Annotated in this window: 12 protein-coding genes; 9 read left to right on the plus strand and 3 right to left on the minus strand. The window is 73.1% G+C overall.

Annotation, left to right across the window (positions count from 1 at the left end):
• Positions 1-158: 158 nt before the first annotated feature.
• The 4 genes from ABCR83_RS04815 to ABCR83_RS04830 are packed head-to-tail and all read left to right on the plus strand — an operon-like array spanning position 159 to position 4,714.
• Positions 159-1,436 (plus strand): ABC transporter substrate-binding protein, encoded by a 1,278-nt coding sequence (locus tag ABCR83_RS04815; protein ID WP_462693503.1) that lies wholly within the window; start codon positions 159-161, stop codon positions 1,434-1,436.
• On the plus strand, positions 1,433-2,431 hold the full coding sequence (locus ABCR83_RS04820) for a carbohydrate ABC transporter permease (protein WP_462693504.1): 999 nt from the start codon (positions 1,433-1,435) through the stop codon (positions 2,429-2,431). The genes ABCR83_RS04815 and ABCR83_RS04820 overlap by 4 nt, the downstream gene beginning before the upstream one ends.
• A gap of 9 nt (positions 2,432-2,440) precedes the next feature.
• Positions 2,441-3,301: a carbohydrate ABC transporter permease gene (locus ABCR83_RS04825; protein ID WP_462693505.1), complete on the plus strand. Its 861-nt coding sequence runs from the start codon at positions 2,441-2,443 to the stop codon at positions 3,299-3,301.
• A 30-nt stretch (positions 3,302-3,331) separates the two neighbouring features.
• Positions 3,332-4,714 (plus strand): GH1 family beta-glucosidase, encoded by a 1,383-nt coding sequence (locus ABCR83_RS04830; protein ID WP_462693506.1) that lies wholly within the window; start codon positions 3,332-3,334, stop codon positions 4,712-4,714.
• Here the strand turns inward: ABCR83_RS04830 and ABCR83_RS04835 are convergent.
• Complete coding sequence (locus tag ABCR83_RS04835) at positions 4,711-5,583, minus strand: spermidine synthase (protein WP_462693507.1); 873 nt, start codon at positions 5,581-5,583, stop codon at positions 4,711-4,713. The genes ABCR83_RS04830 and ABCR83_RS04835 overlap by 4 nt on opposite strands.
• 33 nt (positions 5,584-5,616) lie before the next feature.
• The gene (locus ABCR83_RS04840) at positions 5,617-6,015 is read right to left on the minus strand and encodes a hypothetical protein (RefSeq protein ID WP_462693508.1); all 399 of its coding nucleotides are present in this window, start codon (positions 6,013-6,015) and stop codon (positions 5,617-5,619) included.
• Between the two features lie 260 nt (positions 6,016-6,275).
• Between ABCR83_RS04840 and ABCR83_RS04845 the strand changes: the two genes are divergently transcribed.
• Positions 6,276-7,745, plus strand: a complete 1,470-nt coding sequence (locus ABCR83_RS04845; RefSeq protein ID WP_462693509.1) for a tetratricopeptide repeat protein — start codon at positions 6,276-6,278, stop codon at positions 7,743-7,745.
• A gap of 7 nt (positions 7,746-7,752) precedes the next feature.
• On the opposite strand, the gene ABCR83_RS04850 is transcribed toward ABCR83_RS04845, so the two are convergent.
• On the minus strand, positions 7,753-8,346 hold the full coding sequence (locus ABCR83_RS04850) for a histidine phosphatase family protein (RefSeq protein WP_462693510.1): 594 nt from the start codon (positions 8,344-8,346) through the stop codon (positions 7,753-7,755).
• Between the two features lie 283 nt (positions 8,347-8,629).
• On the opposite strand from ABCR83_RS04850, the gene ABCR83_RS04855 reads away from it, so the two are divergent.
• The 4 genes from ABCR83_RS04855 to ABCR83_RS04870 are packed head-to-tail and all read left to right on the plus strand — an operon-like array spanning position 8,630 to position 13,671.
• The gene (locus tag ABCR83_RS04855) at positions 8,630-9,655 is read left to right on the plus strand and encodes a phosphatase PAP2 family protein (protein ID WP_462693511.1); all 1,026 of its coding nucleotides are present in this window, start codon (positions 8,630-8,632) and stop codon (positions 9,653-9,655) included.
• Positions 9,555-10,778 (plus strand): hypothetical protein, encoded by a 1,224-nt coding sequence (locus ABCR83_RS04860; protein ID WP_462693512.1) that lies wholly within the window; start codon positions 9,555-9,557, stop codon positions 10,776-10,778. Before ABCR83_RS04855 ends, ABCR83_RS04860 begins: the two co-directional genes overlap by 101 nt.
• Entirely contained in the window at positions 10,769-12,316 is a 1,548-nt protein-coding gene (locus ABCR83_RS04865) for a hypothetical protein (RefSeq protein WP_462693513.1), read from the plus strand. Before ABCR83_RS04860 ends, ABCR83_RS04865 begins: the two co-directional genes overlap by 10 nt.
• On the plus strand, positions 12,313-13,671 hold the full coding sequence (locus ABCR83_RS04870; RefSeq protein WP_462693514.1) for an AAA domain-containing protein: 1,359 nt from the start codon (positions 12,313-12,315) through the stop codon (positions 13,669-13,671). Before ABCR83_RS04865 ends, ABCR83_RS04870 begins: the two co-directional genes overlap by 4 nt.
• Positions 13,672-13,718: the final 47 nt, after the last annotated feature.

The raw sequence follows: 13,718 nt of genomic DNA on the forward strand, positions 1-13,718 counted from the left end.
TGACCACGTCATACCGGGTGTGCCCGCGTCCTTGACTCTCCGCCAGGATGCGGCAACCTTTCAACGGCACCGCAGTTGGTCCCCGCGACCAGCCACCGACGGCCCGCAGTCGCATGACCTCACTTCCAGCGGAGCGCCTGGGCACCAGGAAGGACGCCATGCGCAGCAGCATCCGGACCCATCTGGCGTCGCTGGTGCTCATCGCCGGCGCGCTCGGCGGCTGCGCCGGGCCCGGCCAGGGCGGGGGGACCACGATCTCGGTGGGCACCTTCGGGGTCTTCGGCTACCAGCAGGCCGGGCTCTATGCGGAGTACGAGCGACTGCACCCCGGCGTCACGATCAAGGAAAGCGTGATCGAGCGCAATGACATCTACTACCCGCAGCTGCTGACCCACCTGGCGGCGGGCAGCGGCCTGGCCGACATCCAGGCCGTCGAGGTCGGCGACATCCACGATGTGGCGGCCGCCCAGGGCGACTTGTTCGAGGACCTGTCCAAGGCACCCGGCGTGCACCGGAGCACCTGGCTGGACTGGAAGTGGGCACAGGCCACCACCGGAGACGGCAGGACCATCGGGCTCGGCACGGACATCGGGCCGATCGCCATGTGCTACCGCAAGGACCTCTTCCACCGGGCCGGGCTGCCCACGGACCGGGACGCGGTGGGCAGGCTGTGGGCCGGCGACTGGCAGAAGTACCTCGACACCGGCAGGGCCTACCGGAAGCACGCACCCAAGGGGACGGTCTTCACCGACTCGGCGGCCGGGATCTTCAACGCCGCCGTGCACGCCCACCCCGAGCGCTACTACGACCGCCGGGGTCACCCGATCTACGCCAACAGCCCGGCCGTCAAGGCCTCTTGGGACCTGGCCATGCAGGCCGTGCGGGAGGGGCTGACCGCGCGGCTCAAGCAGTTCGAGAAGCCCTGGGACCAGGCCTATGCCAACGGCCGCTTCGCCACCGTCGCCTGCCCGCCCTGGATGCTCGGCTACATCAAGGAGAAGGCGGGTGACGCCGGGCGGAACCAGTGGGATGTGGCGGCCGCCCCCCGGCCCGCCAACTGGGGCGGCTCCTTCCTGGCCGTGCCCAGGGCGGCCCGGCACCGGGCGGCGGCGATCGAGCTCGCGGCCTGGCTGACCGCTCCCGCACAGCAGGCCACGCTCTTCGCCCGGCAGGCGAGCATCCCCTCCACCCCGGCCTCCTACGCCATGCCGCAGGTCAGGGAGGCACGGAACCCCTACTTCGGCGGCGCCCCCACCGGGAAGATCTTCGCCGTGGCGGCCCGGGGGGTGCCCACCCTGGTGATCGGCCCCCATGAGCAGCAGATCGGATCGGCGTTCACCGACGTCGGCATCCCGCAGGTCGAACAGCAGGGCAAGTCCCCGCGGGCGGGCTGGGCGGCGGCACAGAAGGAGATCCGGAACGCGGTGGACGAATGACCGCCACGACCGCGGCGGTGGAGGACCCCGGCGCCACTCCCGGCGAGCGCCCGCACAACCACCGGCCGGACCGGGGCAGGCGCGCCGCCTGGCGCAGCCGCCGCCACCGCTGGGACGTCCGCTACGGCCCCTACGCCCTGGTGGCGCCCTTCTTCCTGTTCTTCGCCGCATTCGGGCTCTTCCCCCTCCTCTACACGGGCTGGGTCTCACTGCACCGGGTGGAGCTGACGACGCCGGACCACCTGGAGTGGGCCGGGGCGCACAACTACCTCCGGCTGCTGGACGACGACTTCTTCTGGAACGCACTGCGCAACACCTTCACCATCGGCGTGCTGTCGACCGTGCCGCAGCTGCTGATGGCCATGGGGCTCGCGCACCTGCTGCACAGCAGGCTGCGGGCCGCGGCCTTCTGGCGGGTCGCACTGCTGACCCCGTACGCCACCTCGGTCGCCGCGGCCTCCCTCGTCTTTGTGATGCTCTTCGGACGCGACTACGGGATGGTCAACTGGGCGCTGGGCACCGTGGGGATCGACCCCCTGGACTGGCAGAACGGCACCTGGAGCGCGCAGTTCGCGGTCTCCTCGATCGTGATCTGGCGGTGGACGGGCTACAACACGCTGATCTACCTGGCGGCCATGCAGGCGATCCCGGACGAGCTCTATGAGTCGGCGGCCCTGGACGGAGCCTCGCGCGCCCGGCAGTTCCGGCACATCACCGTGCCCGCGCTGCGGCCGACGATCGCCTTCACCGTTGTCGTCTCCACCATCGGCGCGACCCAACTCTTCGGTGAACCACTGCTGTTCGGCGGAGCGGGCGGGCAGAAGGGCGGGGCGTCGCGGCAGTTCCAGACGCTCGGGCTCTACCTCTATGAACAGGGCTGGTTCAACTTCCACCTCGGGCGCGCCTCGGCCGTCGCCTGGGCCATGTTCCTGATCCTGCTGCTGATCGCCGCGGTCTACGGGCTCTTCGCCCGCCGACTGCGCCGGGACCGGTGAGTGGCCACCATGACGATCACCCCGATCACCCCGGACAGGCCCTCCGCCCGGCACCGGTTGCGGGCCGGGCCGGTGGCCTATGCCGTGCTGCTGCTGTTCACCGCCGGCTCGCTGTTCCCCCTGGTGTGGACGGCGATCGCCGCCTCCCAGGACAACACCCGGCTGGCCCGCACCCCGCCGCCCCTCTGGTTCGGCGGGAATCTGCCCAAGAACCTCGGCAGGGCCTGGAGCGACGCCCATATGGGGCTCGCCCTGCTGAACACGGTGCTGGTGGCCGGGACCATCGCGCTGGGCACGGTGCTGTTCTGCACGATCGCCGGCTTCGCCTTCGCCAAGCTGCGGTTCCGGTTCAAGAACGTCCTGCTGGCGCTGACGATCGGCACGATGATGGTGCCGCCGCAGCTGTCCGTCGTCCCTCTCTTCATGGTCATCGCGCATCTGGGGTGGACCGACCGGCTGCCGTCGGTGGTGCTGCCCACCCTGGTCAGCGCCTTCGGGGTGTTCTTCATGCGGCAGTACCTGGTGGAGGCGCTGCCGGCCGAACTGATCGAGGCGGCCCGGGTGGACGGCGCCGGCAGCCTGCGCCTGATATGGCATGTGGTCTTCCCCGTCGCCCGGCCCGCGATGGCCGTGCTGGGGATGCTCTCCTTCGTCCAGGCGTGGAACGACTTCTTCTGGCCGGTCATCGCGCTGACCCAGGAGAACCCGACCGTCCAGGTGGCGCTCACCGGGCTCGGCCGCGGCTATGTGCCGGACCAGGCCGTCGTCATGGCCGGTGCGCTGCTGGGCACGCTGCCGCTGCTGCTCGCCTTCACGCTCTTCGGCCGCCAGATCGTCGGCGGCATCATGCACGGCGCGCTCAAGGGCTGACATCCTTCCCCCCACGTCTCGGAGATCCGCATGGTCATGCAATTCCCACCCGGCTTCGTCTGGGGCGCGGCGACCGCCGCGTACCAGATCGAGGGCGGGGTCCACGAGGACGGCCGTACGCCCTCCATCTGGGACACCTTCTCCCACACCCCCGGCAAGGTCCTCGGCGGCGACACCGGGGACATCGCGGACGACCACCGCCACCGGCATCGCGAGGACGTCCGCCTGATGTCCCAACTGGGCCTGGGCGCCTACCGCTTCTCCGTCTCCTGGCCGCGCGTCCAGCCCACCGGCCGGGGCCCCGCTTCCGCACGCGGCCTCGACTTCTACCGCGAACTGGTGGACGACCTCCTCGCGCATGGCATCCAGCCGGTGCTGACCCTCTACCACTGGGATCTGCCACAGGAGTTGGAGGACACGGGCGGCTGGCCCGAGCGGGACACCGCGCACCGCTTCGCGGACTACGCCCAGTTGGTCGCCCGCGCGCTGGGCGACCGCGTGGGGCTGTGGACCACCCTCAACGAGCCCTGGTGCAGCGCCTTTCTGGGCTATGCGGCGGGCGTCCACGCCCCCGGCCGCACGGACGCCGCCGCCGCGCTGCGCGCCGCCCACCACCTCAATCTGGCGCATGGGCTGGGTGCGCAGGCGCTGCGCGCCACGCTCCCCCGGGATGCCCGGATCTCCGTGGTCCTCAACCCGAGCGCGGTCAGGGCCCGCACCTCCGCCCCCGCGGACCTGGACGCTCAACGGCGCATCGACGCCCTGGCCACCCGTATCTTCACCGGCCCCATGCTCCGGGGCGCATACCCCTCCGACCTGCTCGCCGACACTGCGAAGATCACGGACTGGTCGTTCGTCCGCGATGGCGACACCGATGTCATCAAGCACCCCCTCGACTGGCTGGGCATCAACTACTACACGCCTTCAGTGGTATCAGCCGCCACTGACAACGGCCCCTCGCCCGCCCCTTCCGCCTACCCCGGCACCCAGGACATCGCCTTCCACCACTCCCCCGGCAAGCGGACCGCGATGGGCTGGACCGTCGATCCCACCGGCCTCCACGAGCTGTTGATGCGCTTCACCCGGGAGGCCCCAGGGCTGCCCCTCGCCATCGCCGAGAACGGCGCCGCCTATGCGGACACCCCGGATGCGCGGGGCACGGTGCACGACCCGGAGCGGGTCGCCTATCTGCGGGCCCACCTGGACTCGCTGTCGCGCGCGCTCGCCGACGGCGCGGATGTGTGGGGCTACTTCATCTGGTCGTTGCTGGACAACTTCGAGTGGGCGTACGGCTATGGCAAGCGCTTCGGCGTGGTGCACGTCGACTACACCACCCTGGCCCGTACGCCCAAGACCAGCGCCCGCTGGTACGCGGAGCTGATCCGCACCGGCCGGCTGCCGGGCACGCCCTAGTCGAAGACGGAGGGCGGCGGTTCGGGTGACGGGCGGGCGGTGGCGTCCGTCACCGCGATCGCCCCGCCCGTGAAGTCCTCGAGCGCGCGCCCATGTTCGACCCTGCCCTGGTGCGGGTCGGTGGCACAGCGCCGGGTGAGCTCGGCGACCGGCAGCGCGCGGTCGGAGGCGAGCAGCACGGCATTGCCGAACCGCCGCCCGCGCAGCACGGCCGGGTCGGCGGTCAGGCACAGCTCGGGGAAGACGGTCCGTACCGTGGCGAGCTGTGCCCTGAGGTGGGCGAGGGGCGGCCCGTCCGCGAGGTTCGCCGCGTAGCAGCCGCCGGTCCGCAGCGTCCGGCGCACCTCGGCGGTGAACTCGGTGCTGGTGAGGTGGGCGGGGGTGCGGGCACCGCTGAAGACATCGGCGATGATCAGGTCGGCCCAGCCGTCGGGCACCTTGGCGAGCCCCTCCCGGGCGTCGCCGCCGCGGATCCGGATCCGCCGGCCGGGCTCCAGGGGCAGCTCGCGCCGTACGAACTCGGTCAGCGGTGCGTCGATCTCGAAGACCTGCTGGGTGGAACGGGGCCGGGTGGCGGCGATATAGCGGGCGAGGGTGAATGCGCCGCCGCCCAGGTGGAGGACCTGGAGGGGATTGCCGGGCGGAGCGGCGAGATCGGCGATATGACCGAGCCTGCGCTGGTAGGCGAAGTCGAGGCGGGTGGGGTCGTCGAGGTCCACATGGGATTGCGGGGCCCGGTCGATCAGCAGCGTCCAGGCGTGCGGACGGTCACGGTCCGGCAGCAGCTCGGCGAGGCCGCCGGTCACCCGCGCGGCCGCGGTCGGCTGCGTGGTGCGGCCGCGTCCCTGCCTGTTCCTGCCCTTTGCCATCCGGCAAGTATCGCCCGGTGCGGCGGACGCGCCTCACCGGCAGCGGTCGACCGCCTCGATCGTGCGGGCCGCCTCGCCCAGCGCGGCGCGCAGCACCACGGGGTCCGTCGCGGCCGAGAGCGCGGCATCCGGTGCGACCAGCCAGCCGGTGCCGGTGACGGGCGGCTCGCCGAGGCCCGCGCGGGAGACCCGGCCGTAGGTCTGGGTGCAGGCACTGCCCGGCAGGTCCCAGCCGGCCGCGGTACCGGGGGGCACCAGGAAGCCGAGGGTGCGGCAGTCGCCGTCGTGCAGCACGGGCCCCACGCCGTCGCGCAGCCGCAGGATGTCGACCGCCTCCAGACCCTGCCGGGCGGGCACGGTCACCAGGTCGCACGGTGCGCTTTCCCGCGAGCCGCCGATGTTCACTCCGGCGTTCACTCCGGTCTCCGCCAAGGGAAACCCCTCCTCCGCACGTATCCGCCTGCACCGGGATGTTCACGTGCTTCAACTGCCCCGGCCCGTCAACGGCTACGGCGCCACGCCGCCACAAAGGATGGCAGTTCATGGCGGATCGCGAGTGAGATATCCGTTTTGTAGTCAAACCGGACGTACAGGAATCCCCATAGCCGGTACGGTCGTCTCCGCCGCACGGCAGCACAGCCGCCCGCCCCGCGGCGGCACCCGGGGCGGCACTCGCCAGGAGAGGGTCCGCCATGACCTCACCCCATGCGTCCCCTTCACCTCCCGCATCCCGCACCCACCGCCCCAACACCGCCTTCCGGGAGCTGCGAGGCCAGCGCTCACCTGGGGAATTCGCGGCGGCCGTACGGCGGGCGGCCCGTGAGATCGGCGAGCAGGTCTCCTGTGACGCGCGGTACATCGGGCGGGTCGAATCCGGCGAGATCCGCTGCCCCAACTACGCCTATGAACGGGTCTTCCGGCATATGTTCCCCGGCCGCGAGCCGATGGACATGGGCTTCCTGCCGCGCGAAACAGTGCGCGGAAAGGGAGCGCGCGAAAAAGACAACGCGCCACTCGCACACACCGAGCGCCCCATAGGGAGCCATGCCCCTGATCCCGGGTACCACCAAGCCGGCACCGTCTTTCCCGACGGCCCCCGGGACGACAACTCCAGCGACTTCCCCAGCTACTTCCCCAGCAACGAGGTGAGCGACGTGTTGCGTCGCGCGTTCATGACCAGTGGTACGACCGCCGTGGCCGCCGCCTCGCTGGGCGGTGCCCCCGGCATCCCCGCGCCGCGCCGGGCCGGCGAAGCCGAGGCCTCGGCCATCGAGCGGGCCGTTCGGCACATCCGGCTGCTCGACGACCGGCATGGCGCGGACGCCCTCTACCAGCGCGCCGCACGACCGCTGCGAGCGGCCTACCAGTTGCTCGACGCCGCGACACACCGGCAGTCGGTGGCCGACCGGCTGCACACGGGCGCGGGCGAGCTCTCCATTTCGGTCGGCTGGCTGGCCCATGACTCGGGCCGGGTCGCCGACGCCCGCTCGCACTACGCGGAGGCGCTCGCCACCGCCCGGGTCACCGGGGACGCGGGGCTCGAGGCGCATGCCTTCTGCAACGCCGCGTTCCTCGCTCGCGACGCGGGCCGGCCGAGGGAGGCGCTGCGGGCCGCGCTGGCCGCCCAGCACGCGGGCCACCGGCTGGGCTCGGCGCGGCTGATGTCACTGCTGACGCTGCGGGAGGCGGGTGGCTGGGCCGGGCTGGGCGACCGTACGGCCTGCGAGGATGCCCTGCTGCGGGCCCGGACGTTCTTCGGACGGGGCCCGGGCGACGCCGACCCGGAGTGGATGACGTTCTTCGGCGAGGCGGAGCTGGAGGGGCTGGAGGCCCAGTGCTGGTCCGCGCTCGGCGACTGGTCGCGGGCCGCAACCCACGCCCACCAGGCGGTCGTCCTCCAGAACCCGCACTTCGCGCGCAACATCACCCTGTACACCACCCAGCTGGCGGGCGACCTGGCGCGGGGCGGCGCACCCGATGCGGCCGCCGCCACGGCGGAGCGGGCCCTGGATCTGCTCACCCGGGTCCAGTCGGCGCGCATCCGCACCATGCTGGCCGGCGCGGCCCGGGTGCTGCACGGACACCGCGGCGAGCCCGCGGTCGCGGCCTTCCTCGGCCGGTACGCGGAGGCCCGGTACGCGGAGGCCCGGCAGGCTGTCTAGGCCAGGTCTAGGCCAGGTGCCCCGTGTCGTTCCAGCGCTCGATCGCGGGGGCGTCGTAGGCCCAGCCGAGGATGGACAGCGAGGTGGGGTCGAGGCGGATGCGGGCGGCGAAGGAGGCGTCCAGGCCCAGCCAGCGGGCGCCGATGACCCGCAGGATGTGGCCGTGGGCGAAGATCAGCACATCGCGGTCGGACGAGCGCGCCCAGTCGACGACCTGGTCCGCCCGGGCCGAGACCCCGGCCAGGGTCTCCCCCTCGGGAACGCCGTCGCGCCAGATGAACCAGTCCGGGCGGCCCGCCTTGATCTCGGCCGGGGTCATCCCCTCGTACGCCCCGTAGTCCCACTCCAGCAGCGCGTCCCAGGTGCTCGCCCGGCCCCCGAAGCCGGCCAGCTCACAGGTCTCCCTGGCGCGCACCAGGGGGCTGGTACGGATCTCGACACCGGGCAGGGCGTCCCATGGCGTGCGGTGCAGCCGCTCGCCCAGCAGCTTGGCACCGCGCCGCCCCTCGTCCAGGAGCGGGATGTCCGTGCGGCCGGTGTGCTTGCCGGACAGTGACCACTCGGTCTGTCCGTGCCGGGCCAGCAGGATGCGCGGTGCCATGAAGGAGCCCCTCCGATACTTCGGTGACTTTTGCTACAGACCGTGAAATATGACCCGGAATGAGAAGATTTTCGACTGGGGTCCGGTCTGCCTACGCTCTATCATCACTCACTTGTGCCCCAGGCAACCCTGTGGGCGTCCCCCGGCGTCCCCACCCTCATACCCCCAGAAGCGGGGCCGAACAACGGGCGAACTCGGCCTTTCCGGGAAGTCGCGGGGCGGTGTGCGATCGATGTGACGTACACCGTACGGTTGCATGCGCGCTTGTTGGCCGCCTGAACACATGGAGAGCGTCCGGATGTACCGCACCGCACCACTCGGGAAGCGGCCGCGCTGGTGGACCGAACTGCCCTTGATAGCCCTTGTGTACGCGCTGTACTCGGCAGGTCGACTGCTGGCCCGTGGCGATGTGCGGTCAGCCGTCGATCACGGTGTGTCGATCCTCGACTTCGAAAAGACATTTCGAATAAATTTCGAACAGCCGCTCAATCGGCTGTTCACCGACACTCCGGCCCTCGGCATACCGGCCGACTTCGCCTACGCCGCCCTGCACTACGTCCTCACCCCGGTCATCCTGATCTGGCTCTTCAGAAGCCGTCCCGAGCACTACCGCCGGCTGCGGACCTGGCTGCTGATCTCCACCCTGATCGGCCTCATCGGCTTCACCCTGCTGCCCACCTGCCCGCCCCGGCTGCTCGGGGACGGCTACGGGTTCGTGGACACCATGCACCAGTACTCCTCATACGGCTGGTGGGGCGCCGACGCCAGCGCCCCGCGCGGCCTCGGCGGACTCACCAACCAGTACGCGGCGATGCCGAGCCTGCACGTCGGCTGGGCGCTGTGGTGCGGAATCGCGCTGTGGCGCCACGGCAGGGGGAGCTGGGCGAAGATCGTCGGAGTCGGCTACCCGCTGGCCATCGCCCTCGTGGTGATGGGCACCGCCAACCACTACTCCCTGGACGCCGTCGCCGGGGTCGCCGTGATGGGCGCCGGCTACCTGCTCTCCGGGCCCGCGCTGCGGCTCGCCGGGGCGATCCGGGGCCGCTTCACCCGCGCCGTACCGGGCGAAACCACCGGGACGCCCTCGATTGTCAGTGCCGGATGCAAGACTTCGGCACGTACTGCCCTTGCGGGCGCAACCGCCCCCGGCTCCCCGGCCGGTGACAGCCGCCCGGAAGAGCCGGAGAGACTTCGCGAGGCGGACACCAGTGACCCCATCCCTCGAGACATCCCTCGCCAAACGGTCCGCGGTCCGGCCGGCGAGGCCGGAGACAGCAGCCCCGACGGTGCTGCGGCGGCGGCTCGCTGAGCTGCGCGGCCCGGCCGTCCCGGCACGCCCGCTGGACGCCCGCGCCCTGGCGGCGCTGGCCGCCAACCCCGGCTGCCGGCGGCGGGCCCTGCTCGACGGCGCCGGGGTGGACAAGAGCGCGCTGGCCCGGGCCCTCGGCTCCCCGGCGACCTTCGGGCAGTCCCCGTTCGCCTTCGTCCGCGGCAATGCCTTCGAGGCCCGGGTCAAGGCCGACGGCGGTGCGGAGCTGGTCCGCCTGCTGTGCGGGCAGCTGGGCGCGGCCCCGCCCGAGCCGGGCGGCGTCGGCACCCCCGAACTGACCGCCGCCGGCCCCGAAGGGCGCACCGCGCGCACCGCCCTGGCCCTGCGCGAGGCCACGGCCGCGGGCCGCTGGGCGTTCCTCGACCACCCCATGCTGGCACTGCCCGTCGCCGGCACCCCCGCCTATCTGGAGCCGGACGCGGTGATCGTGCACCCCGACGGCGACTGGACGGTGGTGGAGATCAAATCCTTCGCCATGGTCGACGGCTCGGCCGACGCCGCCAAGGTCGGCGCCGCGGCACGCCAGGCCGCGGTCTACGCACTCGCCCTGGAGGGCGTGGCCGGGCGGCTGACCACCGGGAAGGTGCGCGACCGGGCCCTGCTGGTCTGCCCCAAGGACTTCTCCAACCTGCCCGCCGCTGCCCTGGTCGACCTGCGCAAGCAGCTGGCCACCACCCGCCGCCAGCTGTCCCGGCTCACCCGCGTCGAGGAGATCGCTGCCGGGCTGCCCGCCGGAATCACCTTCGACCCGGCCCGGCCGGCGGCGGAGCTGACCGCCGCCGTCGAGTCGGTGGCCGCGGCGTACGCGCCGGACTGCCTGGCGGCGTGCGAGCTCGCCTTCCACTGCCGGGCCCGCGCCCGGCAGGCGGGTCTGGTCGAACAGCTGGGCCGCGCGGTCCGGGCCGAGCTCGGCGGCCTGACCACGGTCGAATCGGTGCTGGCCGCCGCCGAGGGCGCGGAGGGAGGCGGGGGTGCCTCCCCTGCCGTTCAGGCCCTGGGGGCGGGCGACCCGGCGGTCGCCGCGCTCCGCCGGGCGGCGGCGCTGCTCGCCGAGGCGCTCGCCGCCCCGGCCACCACCGGGGAGGCGGCCGCATGTCGCTGATCGGCACCCTCGCCCGGATGCGGGCGCTGCGGGACGGCCGGGCGCACCCCCTGGCGACGGTCCGCCACCGGCACCTGGCCGAACGGCCGTTGGTGCTGGTCCCCCTCACCACGGCCGGCGAGGCGGGCGCGCCCCTGGGCGCCCTGGTCGGCACCGAGCGGGGGGCGCCCCGGCTGCTGACGGTGGCCCAGCCACGCGACCGCGAGCTGCGGTTCGCGTTCCTCGCCGAGCTGGCCGAGCTGGTGCTGCCCCATGTCGAGGAGTTCGCGGACGACACCGTCACCGAGGAGCGCAAGGAGACCGACCCGGAGACCGGCCGGAAGGCGACGGTCCGGGTCGAGCTCTGCGCGCGGGCACCGCAACTGCTGGTGCCGAGCGCGGCGGCCGTGGAGTACGTACGGCTGCTCGGCCGGTCCACCCGGTTCAGACGCACCGCCGAGCAGGATCCGGACGCCGCGTTCCCCGCTCCCCCACGGGTGCCGCTGCTGGGCCGCTGGCTCACCCACTTCGGGGAGCGGGCCCTGATCCCGGGCTCCTCGCTGCTGCTGTCCATGACCCAGCTGCTGAGCCGCCACTGGGCGACGGGCCAGAGCCCGCTGGAGGACCAGCACCTGGGCACGCTGCTCGCCTGGATCGACCCGCCGGACGGCCTGTCCGGCGCCGAGGCGGCGCTGCGCGCGGAGCTGGCGCGCGACCCGGAGGGGCTGCTGCGCCACCCGCCCGCCGGTCCCGCCACCGACCCGGTCTTCGACAGCAGACGGCTGGCGCCCGCCGTCGCCCGCTACGACCGGGCCCGCACACTGTGTCAGGACCCCTCGCACGCCGAGGCGGAGATCCGCTCCCTCCTGGAGTCGCAGCTGCGCCCCACCTGGGATGCCCTGTGGCACGGCATCGATCTGCTGCGCACCCTGCCGGAGGGGGCCAGGGTCGCCGAGCGCTGGAAGCGCGACCGCTGGTCGTACACCGGCCACCGTGACCGGGTGCGGGCCGGTGAGCCCCCGCAGCCCAAGCGGGACGACGCGGTGACCGCGGCCCGCAAACTCGCGGCCCGCGAGACGGCGCAGGCCCGGCTGGACGCCGAGGAGGCGCTGGACGATCCGCTGGTGATGGCCGCCCGGCGGCTTGCGGGCGAGGCGTTCGCCGGGGAGGTCACCGCGGTGGTGATGGAGTATTCGCAGGCCAAGGTCCCGCGCCCGCGCCCGCTGGTCACCGTCCGCACGGACGATGCGCCGCAGCCGGACGAGCGGGCCCGGCTGCACCGGGCGCTGGCGGACGGCAGGGTGCAGTCCGCCGAGTTGGTGGCGGCCGGGCCGGGCGGGCTGACCATGCGGCTGACCGGTGGCATGGGCCGCGGCAAGGTCCCCGACGCGGGCTCGGTGCCCGAGGTCGGCGATCAGGTCTGCTGGACGCTCTTCGAACATGCGCCCAGGGGCGGTCCCGAGCTGCCCGAGCCCGAGCGGACGCCATGGACCCACGGCGGTCCGCCGGGCGCCCCCGCCGACCAGCCCGACCCGGTGACCGCGGAGGACTACCTGTGATCCCGACCGTGCCCGCGGCGCGCACCGGCGCCTTCGACCCGGCCGCGGCGGCAGCCGCCGCGACCGCCGCGATCCTGCGCGACACCCTGGCCGCCCGGCACCGCGGCGTCGTCGTCGACTCCCCGCCCGGCGCGGGCAAGTCGACCCTGGTGGTGCGGGCCGCGCTGGAGCTGGCCCGGGCGGGCCGCCCGCTGATGATCGTCGCCCAGACCAATGCCCAGGTCGACGACCTGGTGCTGCGCCTGGCCGAGCAGGACGCCGAGCTACCGGTCGGGCGGCTGCACAGCAGCGAGCCGCACCCCTACGACCCGGCGCTCGATTCGCTGGACTCCGTGGTGACCTCCGCGAAGGCCGCCGAACTGGCCGGTCTCGAGGTGGTCGTCTCCACGGCCGCCAAGTGGGCGCACACCAAGGTCACCGAGCCCTGGGGGCAGGCGATCGTCGACGAGGCCTACCAGATGCGTTCGGACGCGCTGCTGGCGGTGGCGGGCCTGTTTGAGCGCGCGCTGTTCGTCGGGGATCCGGGGCAGCTGGATCCGTTCAGCGTGGTCGGTGCGGAGCAGTGGGCGGGGCTGGCGTATGACCCCTCGGCGAGCGCGGTGAGCACGCTCCTCGCCCACAACCCGGGGCTTCCGCAGCACCGGTTGCCGGTCTCCTGGCGGCTGCCCGCCTCGGCCGCGCCACTGGTCTCGGACGCCTTCTATCCGTACACCCCCTTCCGCAGCGGCACCGGCCACGGCGACCGCCGGCTGGCCTTCGGCGTGCGCTCCGACGGCTCGGGCCCGGACCGGGTGCTGGACGAGGCCGCGGAGTCCGGGTGGGGGCTGCTGGAGCTGCCCGCCCGCCATACGCCGCGCACGGATCCGGAGGCGGTCGGCGCGGTGGCCCGCGTGGTCCGCCGGCTGCTGGACCGCGGCGGCGCGGTGACCAGCGAACGGGCCGCCGAAGCGGTACCGCTCACGGCCGCCCGCATCGCGGTGGGCACGGCCCACCGCGACCAGGCCGCGGCCGTGCGCGAGGCCCTCACCGGGCTGGGGGTGAGCGGGGTCACGGTGGACACCGCCAACCGGCTCCAGGGCCGGGAGTTCGATGTGACGGTCGTCCTGCACCCGCTGTCGGGCCGCCCCGACGCCACGGCCTTCCACCTGGAGACGGGCCGGTTGTGCGTGCTGGCCTCGCGCCATCGGCACGCCTGCATCATGGTCTGCCGAGCGGGCGTGGACCGCCTGCTGGATGAACACCCGGCGACGGAACCGGTGCGGCTGGGAGTGGCGGTGAAGTTCCCGGACGGGTGGGAGGCGCATCATGCGGTGCTGTCCCATCTGCACGAACACCGAGTGCCATGGACCCCCTGACCATCCGGCGGTACCCCGCGAACCGCCGGACGGAGTCCGGCACGCCG

It is taken from the genome of Streptomyces xingningensis, from assembly GCF_054957865.1.

What these genes read in the sequence shown, in the direction of transcription:
- ABCR83_RS04825 (WP_462693505.1), top strand. Translation starts at nt 2,441, where the DNA reads ATGACGATCACCCCGATCACCCCGGACAGGCCCTCCGCCCGGCACCGG.
- ABCR83_RS04855 (WP_462693511.1), top strand. Translation starts at nt 8,630, where the DNA reads ATGGAGAGCGTCCGGATGTACCGCACCGCACCACTCGGGAAGCGGCCG.
- ABCR83_RS04850 (WP_462693510.1), bottom strand. Translation starts at nt 8,346, where the DNA reads ATGGCACCGCGCATCCTGCTGGCCCGGCACGGACAGACCGAGTGGTCA.
- ABCR83_RS04845 (WP_462693509.1), top strand. Translation starts at nt 6,276, where the DNA reads ATGACCTCACCCCATGCGTCCCCTTCACCTCCCGCATCCCGCACCCAC.
- ABCR83_RS04830 (WP_462693506.1), top strand. Translation starts at nt 3,332, where the DNA reads ATGGTCATGCAATTCCCACCCGGCTTCGTCTGGGGCGCGGCGACCGCC.
- ABCR83_RS04865 (WP_462693513.1), top strand. Translation starts at nt 10,769, where the DNA reads ATGTCGCTGATCGGCACCCTCGCCCGGATGCGGGCGCTGCGGGACGGC.
- ABCR83_RS04820 (WP_462693504.1), top strand. Translation starts at nt 1,433, where the DNA reads ATGACCGCCACGACCGCGGCGGTGGAGGACCCCGGCGCCACTCCCGGC.
- ABCR83_RS04815 (WP_462693503.1), top strand. Translation starts at nt 159, where the DNA reads ATGCGCAGCAGCATCCGGACCCATCTGGCGTCGCTGGTGCTCATCGCC.
- ABCR83_RS04835 (WP_462693507.1), bottom strand. Translation starts at nt 5,583, where the DNA reads ATGGCAAAGGGCAGGAACAGGCAGGGACGCGGCCGCACCACGCAGCCG.